General features: G+C 71.4%; 10 protein-coding genes. 6 read left to right on the top strand and 4 right to left on the bottom strand.

All coding sequences use genetic code 11. The features are described 5' to 3' along the window. A complete protein-coding gene (locus tag IT072_RS04105) occupies nucleotides 1-1,476 on the top strand; it encodes a PucR family transcriptional regulator (protein ID WP_223359599.1) in 1,476 nt (491 codons plus the stop codon). An 85-nt stretch (nucleotides 1,477-1,561) separates the two neighbouring features. Here the strand turns inward: IT072_RS04105 and IT072_RS04100 are convergent, their stop codons facing one another. From IT072_RS04100 to IT072_RS04090, 3 genes are read right to left on the bottom strand one after another with little or no spacing between them, the layout of a single operon-like run. Continuing rightward, nucleotides 1,562-2,407: a transglutaminase family protein gene (locus tag IT072_RS04100; RefSeq protein ID WP_223359597.1), complete on the bottom strand. Its 846-nt coding sequence runs from the start codon at nucleotides 2,405-2,407 to the stop codon at nucleotides 1,562-1,564. Next, entirely contained in the window at nucleotides 2,404-3,330 is a 927-nt protein-coding gene (locus IT072_RS04095) for an alpha-E domain-containing protein (RefSeq protein ID WP_223359595.1), read from the bottom strand. The genes IT072_RS04100 and IT072_RS04095 overlap by 4 nt, the downstream gene beginning before the upstream one ends. Beyond that, on the bottom strand, nucleotides 3,324-4,997 hold the full coding sequence (locus IT072_RS04090; RefSeq protein WP_223359593.1) for a circularly permuted type 2 ATP-grasp protein: 1,674 nt from the start codon (nucleotides 4,995-4,997) through the stop codon (nucleotides 3,324-3,326). Before IT072_RS04090 ends, IT072_RS04095 begins: the two co-directional genes overlap by 7 nt. A gap of 121 nt (nucleotides 4,998-5,118) precedes the next feature. Between IT072_RS04090 and IT072_RS04085 the strand changes: the two genes are divergently transcribed. Next, on the top strand, nucleotides 5,119-6,045 hold the full coding sequence (locus IT072_RS04085) for an aldose 1-epimerase family protein (RefSeq protein ID WP_223359591.1): 927 nt from the start codon (nucleotides 5,119-5,121) through the stop codon (nucleotides 6,043-6,045). Nucleotides 6,046-6,893: 848 nt separating this feature from the next. Further along, nucleotides 6,894-7,979 carry a linear amide C-N hydrolase gene (locus IT072_RS04080; RefSeq protein ID WP_223359590.1) on the top strand — a complete coding sequence of 362 codons (1,086 nt, stop codon included), beginning with the start codon at nucleotides 6,894-6,896 and terminating at the stop codon, nucleotides 7,977-7,979. Between the two features lie 147 nt (nucleotides 7,980-8,126). Here IT072_RS04080 and IT072_RS04075 read toward each other — a convergent pair whose 3' ends face one another. Then, entirely contained in the window at nucleotides 8,127-9,506 is a 1,380-nt protein-coding gene (locus IT072_RS04075; RefSeq protein WP_223359588.1) for a flavin monoamine oxidase family protein, read from the bottom strand. Nucleotides 9,507-9,698: 192 nt separating this feature from the next. Here IT072_RS04075 and IT072_RS04070 point away from each other — a divergent pair, with 192 nt between their 5' ends. The 3 genes from IT072_RS04070 (at nucleotide 9,699) to IT072_RS04060 (ending at nucleotide 13,372) form a co-directional block, all read left to right on the top strand. Next, a complete protein-coding gene (locus IT072_RS04070) occupies nucleotides 9,699-12,377 on the top strand; it encodes a lamin tail domain-containing protein (protein WP_223359586.1) in 2,679 nt (892 codons plus the stop codon). 131 nt (nucleotides 12,378-12,508) lie between these two features. Then, complete coding sequence (locus tag IT072_RS04065; protein WP_223359585.1) at nucleotides 12,509-12,901, top strand: SRPBCC family protein; 393 nt, start codon at nucleotides 12,509-12,511, stop codon at nucleotides 12,899-12,901. A gap of 84 nt (nucleotides 12,902-12,985) precedes the next feature. Next, nucleotides 12,986-13,372, top strand: a complete 387-nt coding sequence (locus IT072_RS04060; RefSeq protein WP_223359584.1) for a VOC family protein — start codon at nucleotides 12,986-12,988, stop codon at nucleotides 13,370-13,372. Nucleotides 13,373-13,393: the final 21 nt, after the last annotated feature.

The raw sequence follows: 13,393 nt of genomic DNA, 5'->3' as shown, positions 1-13,393 counted from the left end.
ATGCCCGCGACCCTCTCCCAGCTCCTCGCCCGCCCCGAGCTGGACCTCACGCTCCTGACCCCGGCGGGCGTCGGCGACCCCGATGCCCCGGTGCAATGGGCGCACAGCTCGGAGCTGCCCGACCCGACGCCGTTCCTCTCCCCCGGCCAGGTGCTGCTCGTCACCGGCACCCCCGACGATGTCGACCCGTACATCGCGCGCCTGGCCGAGCACGGCGTCGTCGGCCTCGGGTTCGGCACGGAGGTGGTGCGCGCCGGGACTCCGGACGCACTGATCGACGCGTGCGTGCGCCACGGCCTCCCCCTCTTCGAGGTGCCGTACCGCACACCGTTCATCGCGATCGCCCGCTTCGTCGCCGACCGCGTCGCCGCCGACGCCTACGCCCGCAACACCTGGGCACTGCGCGCATCCCGCGCCATCTCGCTCGCCGCGCTGCGGCCCGACGCTCTCGCCGCGGTGCTGACCGAGCTGGCCAGGCAGATCGAGCGGCCGGTCGCCCTGATCGGGGCGGACGGCTCCCTCGACCGCGTCTCGCCGGCCGGGGCGCTGACGGCGGCGTCGCGCGACCTCCTCGCCGCGGCCGACCCGCTGCTGCGCAGCCGCCGCCGCGCCGCCGGCTCGGCGGACACGGAGGCGGGCGCGTTCGCGCTCCAGACCCTCGGCGCCGCCGGCCGTCTGCGCGGCGTGCTCGCCATCGGCTCCGACGGTCTCGACCCGGCCGCCCAGCAGGTGGTCACCGGAGTCGTCGCCCTGGCCGGCCTTGCGCTCGAGCAGAGCCGCGCCACCGACGCCGCTCGCGCCCGCCTCCGGACGGCCGTCTGGCGCGCCCTCATCGCGGGCGACCGTGCGCTGGCCGAGTCCGTCGCTGAGCCGGTGCTCGGCGCGCTGCCGGAGGCCCCGGTACGCGTCACCGTGCTCACCGGAACCGCGCTGGCCGCCGCGGCCGACTGGCTGGAGTCCCACGCGGACGGCTTCTTCGCGCGCGACGGCCAGGAGCTCGTCCTGATGGAGTCGGAGACGGGCGCCGACGCCGCCGACTCCGGCGCGCTCGGCCCGGCCGCCGCCGCGCGCTTCGAACTGCGCGGCGGCACGTCGGCGCCGTCGTCGCTCGCCGATCTCCCGACCGCCCTCGCGCAGGCCGAGGTGGCGCGACAGCGGGCGACCCCCGCCTCCCCGGTCCCCTCGTTCGACGATGTCGCCACGGCCGGGATGCTCGCACTCCTCCAGACCCCCGACGCCCGGGCCGTCGCGCAGACCGCGCTGGCCCCGCTCGTCGCCGCCGACCCCGGCCTCCCGGCCCTGCTGCGCACGTGGCTCGACAGCGACGGCGTCTATGACATCGCCGCCCGCCGCCTCGGCATCCACCGCCACACCCTCCGCGCCCGCGTCGCCGATGCCGAACGCCTTCTCGGCCGCGACCTCAGCGGCTTCGCCGCCCGCGCCGACCTCTACGCCGCCCTGCGGGCGACCGCGTAAGGCCCGCGGAAGTTCACGTTGTTGCGCTCATTTCGGCGGAATGGGCGCAACGTCGTGAACTTCGGCGACCGGCGAACCCGCGCGCTCACGCCTCCCGCGTGATCGACACCGAGACGAACAGCTCCGAGGTTCCCGTGCCGGCGTAGACGCCGCGCAAGGGCGTGACATCGGTGTAGTCGCGGCCGTGGCCGACGCGCACGTGGCGGTCGCCGATCTCGATGCCGTTGGTGGGGTCGTAGCCGTGCCAGGTGCCGCAGAACCATTCGACCCAGGCGTGGGATTCGCCGGTGACGGTCTCGCCGATCGCCGCCTCCGCCTTCGGGTGCAGGTAGCCCGACACGTAGCGGGCCGGGATGCCGGCCGAGCGGAGGGCGCCGATGGCGACGTGGGCGATGTCCTGGCAGACGCCGCTGCGGGCGTCCCAGGCCTCGGCGGCGGTCGTGCGCACCCCGGTCACTCCGCTGACGTACTCCATCCCGTCGCCGACGGCCGCGACGATCGCCCGCGCGACAGCGCACGGGTCTGCCGCTGAGCTCTTCTCGTCCGCCGCGAGCCCGGCGAGCGACGCGGGAGGCGCGGTCAGCTCGGTCTGCCGCAACTGCTGCACGCACTCCCCCGAGCGCTGCACGGCGACCTCCAGCTCGTCCCAGCCGAGCCCGGCCGCGGGATGCTGCGCATCCAGCACCTCGACCAGGCTGCTCGCGGTGATGGTGAGCTCGCGATGCGGGTCGAGCACGTCGAAGGCCAGGACGCGGGTGCCCCAGTAATCGGTGTACTGGTGGTGGGAGGAGACCGGCTGCACGTCGAGCGCGGCGTGCAGGACCAGCTGGCGCTCGCCCGAGAGCGGGAGCATCCTGGCCTCGTTGTACGACGCGGTGACCTCGCCGTCGTAGCGGTAGCCCGTGGAGTGGGTGACCCGCAGCCGCTTCATACCCTGTCTCCGATCCAGCTGGGCGCCGCGTGCTCCGGGAAGTAGCGCTGGGTGACGGCCGCCGTCGCCGCACTCGTCGCATCCTGGATGGCGGACATGTACGCCGGCAGGTCGTCGATCACGTCGGCGACCGGCCGGAACTCGAGCTCGCTCTGCACCTGCCCGAGCAGCCGCACCGCACGGTCGGAGACCCCGGCGCGCTCGGTGCGGGGCTCGATGTCGCGCAGGCTGTCGACCGCTCGCGCGATCGAGTACAGGATCGAGCGCGGGAACAGCCTGTCGTGCAACAGGAACTCGGCCGCGTTGCGCGCGGACGGAACGCCCCGGTAGGTGCGCAGGTACGCCTCGTACGCTCCGCACGAGCGCAGGATGGTCGTCCAGCTCGGGCCGCTCGCCTCGGTGAGCGAGCGGGTCGCGAGCAGCCGGGCGGTCATGTCCGCCCGCTCCACACTGCGGCCGAGGGTGAAGAAGTGCCAGGCCTCGTCGCGGCTCGCCCCGGACTCCATGATCCCCACGGCGAGCGCCGTCCGGTCGCGGACCCAGGTGAAGAACTCGTGCACCTTGTCGCTGGTGACCCGCCGCGGCATCCGTGCGGCCGTGGTGTTCAGGCACTCCCACAGCTCGGTGGAGACGATCTCGCGGGCGCGACGGGCGTTCTCCCGGGCGGCGGCGAGCGAGTAGACGATGGAGGCTGGTGCGCTGCGGTCCACGGCGAGGATGCGCAGCACGTCCTCCCGCACCAGCGCACCGTCGGGCGCCTCGCTGCCCATCACGCCGAGCAGCGACCGGCAGGCGGTGTCCTCGTCGATCCACGGGTCCTCCAGGAGCAGCTGGAGGTGCACGTCCAGGATGCGCGCGGTGCCGTCGCTGCGCTCGACGTAGCGGCCGATCCAGAACAGCGACGACGCGATGCGGCTCAGCATGCCGGGGCCTCCTCCCGGTCGGCGCGCGTCTGCTGCTGTTGCTGCTGCTGCTGTTGCTGGTCGGCGCGCGGCGCGTCCTCCTCGGAGTGATCGGGCGCGTGCGGGGCAGGGAAGATCGCGAGTGCCGCCTGATCTGCGACGAGCCCGGCGACCGCGCGCGGCTCGTGCCCGTTCTCCGCCTCGACCGCGCCGCCGGCCGTACCGACGACCCAGGTGTCCTTGGAGCCGCCGCCCTGGCTGCTGTTCACGACCAGCTGTCCCTCTGCGAGCGCCACCCGGGTCAGGCCGCCCGGCAGCACCCAGACGTCACGCCCGTCGTTCACCGCGAACGGGCGCAGGTCGACGTGCCGGGGGCGCATGCCGTCTTCCACCAGGGTCGGGATGGTGGAGAGCTGCACGACGGGCTGGGCGATCCACCCGCGCGGGTCGGCGATGAGGCGGGCCCGCAGGTCGGCGAGCTCGCGGCGGGAGGCGTCGGGCCCGATGACGAGGCCCTTGCCGCCGGAGCCGTCGACCGGCTTGACGACCAGCTCGTCCAGCCGGTCGAGCACCTCGGCGAGCGCCTCCGGCTCCTCCAGCCGCCAGGTGTCGACGTTCGGGAGGATCGGCTCCTCGGCCAGGTAGTACCGGATGAGGTCGGGCACGTAGGTGTAGACGAGCTTGTCGTCCGCGACGCCGTTTCCGACGGCGTTCGCGATCGTCACGTTGCCGAGCCGCGCCGCGAGCATCAGGCCGGGCGTGCCGAGCACCGAGTCGACGCGGAACTGCAGCGGGTCGATGAATTCGTCGTCGATCCTCCGGTAGATCACGTCGACGCGCTGCGGCCCGCTGGTGGTGCGCATCCACACCTTCCCGGCGGAGCAGAACAGGTCGCGCCCCTCCACCAGCTCCACGCCCATCAACCGGGCGAGGAGGGTGTGCTCGAAGTATGCGGAGTTGTAGACCCCCGGGGTCAGCACGACGACGTTGGGGTTGTCCATGCCGCCCGGCGCGCTCGCCTTCAGCGCCTGCAGCAGCCGGTAGGGGTAGTCGCCGACCGGCCGCACGCGCATGGAGGTGAACAGTTCGGGCAGCGTCTGCGCCATGACCCGTCGATTGGAGATCACGTAGCTGACACCGCTGGGCACCCGCACGTTGTCCTCGAGCACGCGCCAGTCGCCGTGCTCGTCGCGGATCAGGTCGATCCCGGAGACGTGGATGCGCACTCCGTTGGCGCTCTCGATCCCGGCGGCCGCCCGATGGAAGTGCGCGGACGAGGTGATCAGCCCGGCGGGGACGACGCCGTCGCGCACCGCGTTCTGCGCGCCGTAGACGTCGCTCAGAAACGCCTCCAGCGCCCGCACCCGCTGCCCGACGCCGGCTTCGATGTGCGCCCACTCCGGCTGCTCGATCACGCGCGGGACCGCGTCGAGCGGGAATGGCCGCTCCTCGCCCGCGAAGTCGAACGTCACGCCCTGCGCGAGGTATGAGCTGGCCAGCGCGTCGGTGCGTCCGCGCAGCTCGTCCTGCGTGAGCGCGGCGAGCGCCGTGAACAGCTCACGGTAGGCCGGCCGGGTCCGGGAGGCGTGCGCCCTGCGCGCGTCGCCGAACATCTCGTCGAACGGAGTCGCACGGCCACGCCGGCGTCGTGCCGTCTGCACCCCGTACCCGCCGAACAGATCTCCCATGGGCTGACGCTAGCGCCGCGGCGTTACCCCCAGATTTCCGCACGTTTCCGGGATGTTGCCCCACGGCGGTCCGCCCACCCCTGTTTTGTGTCCGGTCACCGCGCAGCACCAGAATGGGCGGATGACCATTCCCCTCTCCGGCACCCACTTCGGCCTGAGCGCCGGCGACTACCACGCCACCATCGCCTCCGTCGGGGCGTCGCTGCGCACCCTGGAGCACAAGGGGCGCGCGCTCGTGGTGCCGTTCGAGGCCGACGAGGTGCGGCCGGCGTATCGCGGCGCGACCCTGGCCCCGTGGCCCAACCGGGTCGTGGACGGGAAGTACACGTTCGAGGGCGTGGAGCAGCAGCTCCCGCTCACCGAGCCGGACCGCGGTCACGCCTTGCACGGTCTCGCGACCTGGCTCGACTTCGCCGCGGTCGACCGCTCCGGCAGCAGCGTCACCTTCGCCGCCACGATCGAGGCCCAGGCCGGCTACCCGCACCGCGTCGAGGTCTCGGTCGCCTTCAGTCTGGACGAGTGCGGCCTCCGAACGGAGGTCACCGCGACCAACACCGGCCCGACAGCCGCACCGTGGGGCACCGGACCGCACCCGTATCTCGTCGCCGGCGACGGACGGGTGGACGACTGGACGCTCAGCCTCCCCGCCGACACGGTGCTCTCGGTCGACCCGGAGCGCCTCATCCCGATCGACCTCACCAGCGTGGAGGCGGAGGGCGACGGCGCGTTCGACTTCCGCGCCGAGCGTCGTATCGGCGACACGTTCATCGACCACGCGTTCACCGGGCTCACCCGCGACGCGGACGGCCTCGCCACGGTCGCCCTGCGCGCGGCGGACGGAACGGGTGTCGAGATGGTCTGGGACGAGGCCTGCCCGTGGGTCCAGATCCACACCGCCGACCAGCCCGACCCGGCGCTCGACCGCCTCGGTCTCGCCGTCGAGCCGATGACGTGCCCGCCGGACGCCTTCAACTCCGGCACCGACCTGATCGTGCTGCAGCCGGGCGCATCCACGACGGCGTCGTGGACGATTCGCGCGCTGGCGTGATCGGGCATCGTTTCAGCCGTCAGGCGAGGTGGCGCGGAGGCCTGCGCCATCTTTGAATGTATTGCACACATACTTCTCACTTCTCTAGCGCAGTAGCGAGGCGACAACCTACCATCAAGGTAATGAATAGGTCTTCGCCCCCGCCGATCCCGGCACGCCGCCTCCTGTCTGGGGCAGCCGCTCTCTCGAGCCTCTGGGTGTTGACAGCGTGTGTCGCAACTCCCTCGCCGTTCTCATCGGAACGCACACCGGACGACGACGTCCCCACAGACGTGTCGCGTCGCCTCGAGCTCGCAGATCCCACTTCGACCAGACTCGCAGGGATCGTTGACGGCAACAGGGTCTACCTCGCCCTGCCTCGCGCGACGGAGCACGGGGTCTGCCTGGTGCTCGTCGACGACTCTGAGGATCCGGTCGAGGGGTGCGGAACGGCACCTCAGTTCGACGTCCTGAGCCCAACCATCACAGCGCGATTCGTCGTCGACGGAGGCGGCGAGGTCGGCAGAGGCTGGACGCGGGTCTCTCCGAACGTTTCAATACGGGCGCGGGACTAGGCGGGGACGTGCCGAGGCTCGGGCTCGTCCCCGCCAATGCCTACCCGTGATACGTGATCTTGGGGCCACTCGTCCGGGATTTGCGTCCGAACTCGTATTTCACGTCTGCCGGGACTTCGGCTTCCTTGGCGACGACATCGCACCTCCTGTGACGCCGACTGCCCTGTCGATGTGTAGAGCTTAGCGCCTCACATTTTCACCAAATCGCCTATTCGGGCACGGCCGCGCCACGAGCAGGATGGGGAATGCCCGGCCCCGAGACGCCGGGGCGGAACGAGAGAACGGATGCGATCGATGTGCACACGCGTTGTCTGGCCCGATGCCAACGGCTCGGTGATCGTGGGGCGGAACATGGACTTCCACCTCGATCTCCTGACGAACCTCTGGAAGCTGCCGCGGGGCATCGAGCGCTCGGACGGCGTCGACGGCACGCTCACCTGGAAGGCGAAGTACGGCAGCGTGGTGGCGACGGCCTTCGACCTCATCGCGACCGACGGCATGAACGAAAAGGGGTTCGCCGGGCACATCCTGTGGCTGGCGGAGTCGGACTACGGTAAGCCGGCTGACGGTTCCACCCAGTTGAGCCAGGCGGTGTGGCTGCAGTACTACCTCGACAACTTCGCGACGGTGGCCGAGGCCGTCGAGTGGACCAACAGCACGCAGGTCGGGATCGCGCAGCTCTTCGACCCCACCGGCCACATCGTGCCGACCCTCCACCTCGCCATCAACGACGCGACCGGCGACTCGGCGATCATCGAGTACACCGACGGCACGCCGACCGTCTACCACAGCCGGGACTACCAGGTCATGACCAACTCCCCCACGTTCGACCAGCAGCTCGAGCTCGTGAAGCAGATCGACGGGCTCGGCGGAGACCAGCCGCTGCCGGGGTCGACGCTCGCGAGCGACCGGTTCGCGCGCGCGTCGTACTACGTCGCGCACCAGGTGCAGCCGAAGACGCAGATCGCCGCGATGGCGGCCATGTTCAGCATCATCCGCAACGCGGCGCAGCCGTTCCGCACGCCGGAACCGGGCAAGCCCGACGCCTCGCAGACGATCTGGCAGGTCGTGCTCGACCTCACCAACAGGCGCTACGCGTTCGAGTCGACGACGCGACCGAACATCGTCTGGGTCGACTTCGACAAGGTCAGCTTCACGGAGGGCACGAAAGTGCTCAAGCTCGACCTGGTGGGCCGCCTCGCCCTCGAAGGCGGCCTGGCGGGCGACGCGAGCCACAAGTTCACCGACCCGGGCGAGCTGACGGAGGAGCTCCTCACGGTCGGCCTCGACGCCCTCGAGTTCGTCGCGCGCAAGCAGGACGAGTTCGCCGCAGTCCAGAAGGCGGTGCAGGAGCTGGTCGGGACGGGCGCCGCGGCGTAGGAGCAGCGCGGACGCCGCAGATGCTGAAGGCACAGGCGCCGAACGGGCCGGCTCCACGAAAGCCGGCCCGTTCTGCGTTTCCGCCGGCGCTGGGGGCCGACGGAGGAGTGCGTGCGGCATCCACGACAGGCCGCACGCCGTCTGGGATCAGGATGCCGAAGCGGCTCCTGCGGGGGTGAGGGAGGCGAGGATCGCCGCAGCGGTCTCGCGGCCGACGCGGATCGCACCGTCCACGTGCTGGTAGCCGCGGCCGGCCATGTCGCTGCACGAGAAGTGGACGGGCCCGACGGGCGCGCGGAGGTCGGAGCCGTAGCGGGCGAGGCCTCCCATGTCGAAGCTGGCCGCGTAGGCGCCGCGGGTCCACTCTTCGCTGCCCCAGTCGCTCTCGTAGTAGACCACCGGGCTGAGCGCCTTCTCGCCGTAGTAGTGCGAGAGGGATTCCAGGATGCGGGCCTTGCGCTCCTCCGGGGTCAAGCGGAAGACGTCGTCGGCGGACTCGTCGGAGACGAAGCCGACCAGGGTGCCGCGCGGGTCGCCGTGGTAGCTGTTGTCGTACGCCTCGTGCACGAGCTCATACGGGCTGAACGCGGTGCCGGAGAGGCCGTCCTCACGCCAGAACGGCGTCTCGTAGACGGCGTGCACCTTGATGACGAAGCCCATCGACAGGTGCTGGTGCATCTGCTGCTGGCGGCGCGGGAGCGGCGGCTCGTACGAGATGCGGCTGATGAGCACCGGCGGGACGGCGAGGATGACGCGGCGGGCGCGGACCTCGACACCGTCGGCGATCGCGGTGACACCGTCGTCGCCCCAGCGCAGCGTGCGCACCGGTGCGTTCAGGATGACGTCGTCACCGAGGCGCTCGGCGAGCAGCAGCGGGACCTGCTGCAGGCCGCCCTTCACGCGCTTGTCGAGGATGAAGTCGGCGTCCACCAGGTGCGAGAAGCTGCCCGCACTGGCGGCCATGAGCAGCGCCTGCAGCGCGGAGAATGCGTGCGCGGGCTTGGTCAGCATGGCGCCGGCGATGAACATGCCGATGTTGAGCCGCGCCTCCTCGTCGTCGGTCTGCGTCTCCAGCCAGCGACGGAACGAGATCTCGTCGAGCTCCTTCGCCTGCGGGTGCTCCCACGGGCGGTCCGGGTCGATCTCGGCGACGAGCGCGTCGAGCCGGTCGATGAGGCCGACGATCTCGCGCTCGGTGGTCGGAGCGACGGGGAAGATCTCGCCCTCGAAGGTGCGGCGTTCCCCGCCCTCGCCGAGGTAGACGTTGATGCCGTCGCGGTAGCGCTCGTAGGTCTCGAGACCGAGCTCGGCGAGGGTGTCGATCAGGGCGTCCTGGTCGGGCGACACCCACTGACCGCCGATCTCGAGGGTCGCCCCGTCGATGTCGTCGGTCCACAGCCGTCCGCCGACGCGGTCACGCGCCTCCAGCACGGCGACGGTCAGGCCCGCCTTCTTCAGTTCGGTCGCGGCCGTCAGTCCGGAAGCACCGGCGCCGATGATGACGACGTCACGTTCGATGCTGCTCATGGCTATCACTCCTCGATGGGTCACTGCGAGGCTAGGCGGGCCGCCTCACGGCTCAGCTATACACCCTGTCGACCACCGCGTGGGCCCTTCGACAAACTGTCGAGGGGTTGTCGGGTGCGCCTGCCCCGCGTTCCCCTCCCGTTCACCTTCCCGACGTTCCCCGTACCGCCGGCGTCGATACGTTCCCGTGCCATGAGACCTCACCGCTCCCGTGCCGTCGCCGTGCTCGCCGCGGCCGCCACCGCCGGCGCGCTCGCCGTCGCCCTGCCCGCAGCCGCGAGCGCCGCCGACGCTTCGGGGGTGCGCATCACCGAGTGGATGTACAACCCCGTCAACTCGTCGGGCGAGTTCATCGAGTTCACGAACCTGGGTGCGGCGCCGGTCAGCCTCGCCGGCTGGTCGTTCGACGACGACAGCGAGACGCCGGGCACGGTGCCGCTGGACAGCCTGGGCACACTCGCGGTCGGCGAGTCGGCGATCATCACCGAGTCGCCCGACGCGACGTTCCGGGCCGAGTGGGGCCTGGACGCGTCGGTCAAGATCCTGGCGGGCAACACGGTCGGGCTCGGGCGTGCGGACGAGATCAACCTCTTCAGCGGGCCGGACGCGGTCGCGAACCTCGTCGACCGGCTGACCTACAACGACCAGGGCACCGGCGCGGTCAAGGGTCCGCGCACGCAGGGCGTCTCGGGCATCCCGAAGACCGCGGCGGCGCTGGGCGCGAACGACGCGTCGCAATGGCAGCTGTCGGCAGCGGGCGACGCCGAGGCGTCGTGGACGTCCACCACGGGCGACATCGGCTCGCCGGGGAAGAGCCGGTTCGCGCCGGCCGACGGCGGCGGGACGCCAGAGTGGGCGAACGTCCGCATCAACGAGGTCTCCTCGGACAACGGCGCCACCCCGGTCGCCGACGCGATCGAGTTGTTCAACAGCGGCTCCACGGATGTGAGCATCGCCGGCTGGCTCCAGATCGACAGCGGTGCGGCCTCCGCCGCCACGACCTTCTCGGCGAAACTGGCCGACGGGACAGGGACCACGGTCGTCCCGGCGCACGGCTACGTCTACTTCTCCTCGACCAAGGGGCTCGGCAGCGGCGGCGACAGCGTGAAGCTGTACCTCCCGGACGGCGCGAACGGCACGGCCGGAACGCTCGTCGACTCGGTCGACTACACCGCCGGCGAGGCCGGCACCGACGAGGGCAACGACTTCGGGGCGGGCGCGTTCGCCCGCTGCCCGGACGGCACCGGCGCCTTCGTGTCGGTCGGCACGAAGAGCTTCGGCGCCTCCAACGCCGACGCCTGCACGACCCCGCTCACCAACCCGGCCGACGGCGGCACCGGCGGACAGCCGACGCTGAACTGCCAGCCGGAGGCCCCCTCGGGCACCGGCGCCCTCCCCGCGACCGCACTCACCCCGTCCGCCTGGCCGGGCAGCTCCGAGGTCACCGTAGCCGACAAGCAGTGCGCGTGGACGACGACCACCGGCCCCGAGGGCCGCGACGTCAGCGGTCTCGTCTTCGACCCGTCGAACGCGAACGTGCTCTACAGCGTCAAGAACAAGTCCTGGGTGTTCCGGATGGTGAAGCAGGACGGCCTGTGGGTCGCCGACACCAGCAACGGCTGGGGCGCGGGCAAGCAGATCTTCTTCCCGGGCAGCACCGACACCGCGACCAACCAGCCCGACTCCGAGGGTCTGACGGTGGGACCGGACGGCGCCCTCTACGTGACCACCGAGCGCAACAACGCGGCCAACACCATCCCGCTCAACTCCATCCTGCGCATCGACCCGAACCAGTCGGGAACCCAGCTGGTCGCGACGGAGCAGTGGAATCTGACGGCCGAGTTCCCGGAGCTCCACGCCGGCAACAAGACGGAGGCCAACCTCGGCTTCGAGGGCGTCACCTTCGTGCCGGACAGCTACCTGACCGCGAACGGGTTCGTCGACCAGTCGACCGGTCGCACCTACGTCCCGGCCGACTACCCGAAGCACGGCACCGGCCTCTACTTCGCCGCCCTCGAGAACGACGGCAAGCTCTACGCCTACGCGCTCAACAGCGACGGCACCTTCCACCGCGTCGCCGTCGTGGACACGAAGATGGGCCACGTGATGGACGTCGCGTTCGACACGGACACCCAGCGGATCTGGGCGCTGTGCGACAACACCTGCGGCGTCGTCTCGACGGTGCTCAAGGTGAGCAGCACGGGCACGATCGTCCCCGACGTCTCCTACAGCAAGCCGGCCGGCCTCCCGGTCGACAACCTGGAGGGCTTCGCCCTGGCGCCGGCCTCCACCTGCGTCGACGGCACCCGCGAGGCCCTGTGGTCGGACGACGGCGTCTACGGCACGGGCGCGGGCAGCGCCGGAGAGGGCCACGCCCTCTACAGCGGCCGCATCTCCTGCGACCTCGCCCTCGGCGAGCAGGGCGTCCCCCCGGTGACCACCCCGACGCCCGCGCTCACGCTGTCGGCGGACTCCGGCTCGATCGGCGACACGATCTCCGTCGCGGGCAGCAACCTCACGCCCGGCACCGCGGTCTCGTTCGTCTTCCACTCGACCCCGGTGCTGCTCGGCACCGCCACGAGCGACGCGAACGGGAAGCTGAGCTTCACGTTCACCGTTCCGAACGTCGCAGCGGGAGCGCACACCGTCACCGCCTCCATCGGCGGCACGGTGGTCGCCTCCACCGCATTCACCATCGTGGCCGCGGCCGACCCCGCGGTCACCGGAACCGGATCGACCGCGAGCACCCTCGCCTCCACCGGCTCCGACCTCACCGGCCCGGCGATCATCGCGGCGCTGGCCCTGCTGCTGGCGGGTGCCGGACTCCTGCTCCGCCGCCGCCGCCCGAACCGGGACGCGGTCAGCGAGTAGGAGCCTCACGCCGGGCAGGCGCGCTGCGGCCCCCGTCCTCCTGGGCGGGGGCCGCGGCGCGTTCGCGACACCCATCGCGCCCCCACGTCAACGCCCTCCCCCGCCGCATCGGCCGGTCGTACCGTCGTCGCATGCCCACCTACACTGCGACCCGGCCGCTCGAGGGCGACGCCGACGAGTACTTCGACTACATCTCCGATCCGGAGAACCTTCCCGCCTACTTCCCTCGCATGACGGAGGCCCACGAGCTCCCCGACGGCAAAGTCGAGACGACGGCCCACGTGGATGCGGACCGCGACGGCCGGGACGAGACCGTCACCTCGGAGGCGACGTTCGACGTCGACCGGGCGGCCCGCGAGATCACCTGGTCGGCTCCCGGCCCGCACGACTACCACGGCTCGCTGCGACTGACCGAGGGCGGCGTCGAGCTCACCATCCACACCACCTCTGACTTCCCCGGCATGCAGGAGGCCCTCGACGGCTCGCTCGCGTCGATCGCCGAGAACCTGGCCGCGAGGGCCTGATCGATTGCGGCCGGTTCCCGACCGGAATGCGATCTAGCGTCGGAAGCGGATCCACCCGGGATCCCCGACGAGAAGGGCCGTTCCATGGATCTGGCAGCAACCCGCATCTTCACCGACGACGTCGACGGGATGGTCGCGTTCTACGAGCGCGTCACCGGCCTCGGCGCCACCCGCCGCCACCCGCTGTTCGCCGAGCTCGTGACACCGTCCGGCACACTCGCGATCGCCAGCACCCGGACGGTCGCCGCGATGGGAGACAGCGGGATGCGCGCGGCGGACAACCACTCCGTGTGCCTGGACTTCCGCGTCGGGAGCCCGGATGCGGTGGACGCCGCGCACCGCGATCTGAGCGAGGGGGCCGCCCGCATCGTCCAGGAGCCCGCTGACATGCCGTGGGGCAACCGGTCGCTGCTGATCGCCGACCCGGACGGCAACCTCGTCAACGTGTTCGCGCCGCTCGCCGCGGGGTGAGCGGTTCGGTGCGCCCGGCGT

It is taken from the genome of Leifsonia sp. ZF2019, assembly GCF_019924635.1.
Classification (GTDB): domain Bacteria; phylum Actinomycetota; class Actinomycetes; order Actinomycetales; family Microbacteriaceae; genus Leifsonia.
This window is presented reverse-complemented; position numbering and strand designations above follow the sequence as displayed.

Excerpts from the sequence above, each read along its gene's own strand:
- IT072_RS04105 (WP_223359599.1), top strand. The coding sequence starts at position 1 with ATGCCCGCGACCCTCTCCCAGCTCCTCGCCCGCCCCGAGCTGGACCTC.
- IT072_RS04100 (WP_223359597.1), bottom strand. The coding sequence starts at position 2,407 with ATGAAGCGGCTGCGGGTCACCCACTCCACGGGCTACCGCTACGACGGC.
- IT072_RS04095 (WP_223359595.1), bottom strand. The coding sequence starts at position 3,330 with ATGCTGAGCCGCATCGCGTCGTCGCTGTTCTGGATCGGCCGCTACGTC.
- IT072_RS04090 (WP_223359593.1), bottom strand. The coding sequence starts at position 4,997 with ATGGGAGATCTGTTCGGCGGGTACGGGGTGCAGACGGCACGACGCCGG.
- IT072_RS04085 (WP_223359591.1), top strand. The coding sequence starts at position 5,119 with ATGACCATTCCCCTCTCCGGCACCCACTTCGGCCTGAGCGCCGGCGAC.
- IT072_RS04080 (WP_223359590.1), top strand. The coding sequence starts at position 6,894 with ATGTGCACACGCGTTGTCTGGCCCGATGCCAACGGCTCGGTGATCGTG.
- IT072_RS04075 (WP_223359588.1), bottom strand. The coding sequence starts at position 9,506 with ATGAGCAGCATCGAACGTGACGTCGTCATCATCGGCGCCGGTGCTTCC.
- IT072_RS04070 (WP_223359586.1), top strand. The coding sequence starts at position 9,699 with ATGAGACCTCACCGCTCCCGTGCCGTCGCCGTGCTCGCCGCGGCCGCC.
- IT072_RS04065 (WP_223359585.1), top strand. The coding sequence starts at position 12,509 with ATGCCCACCTACACTGCGACCCGGCCGCTCGAGGGCGACGCCGACGAG.
- IT072_RS04060 (WP_223359584.1), top strand. The coding sequence starts at position 12,986 with ATGGATCTGGCAGCAACCCGCATCTTCACCGACGACGTCGACGGGATG.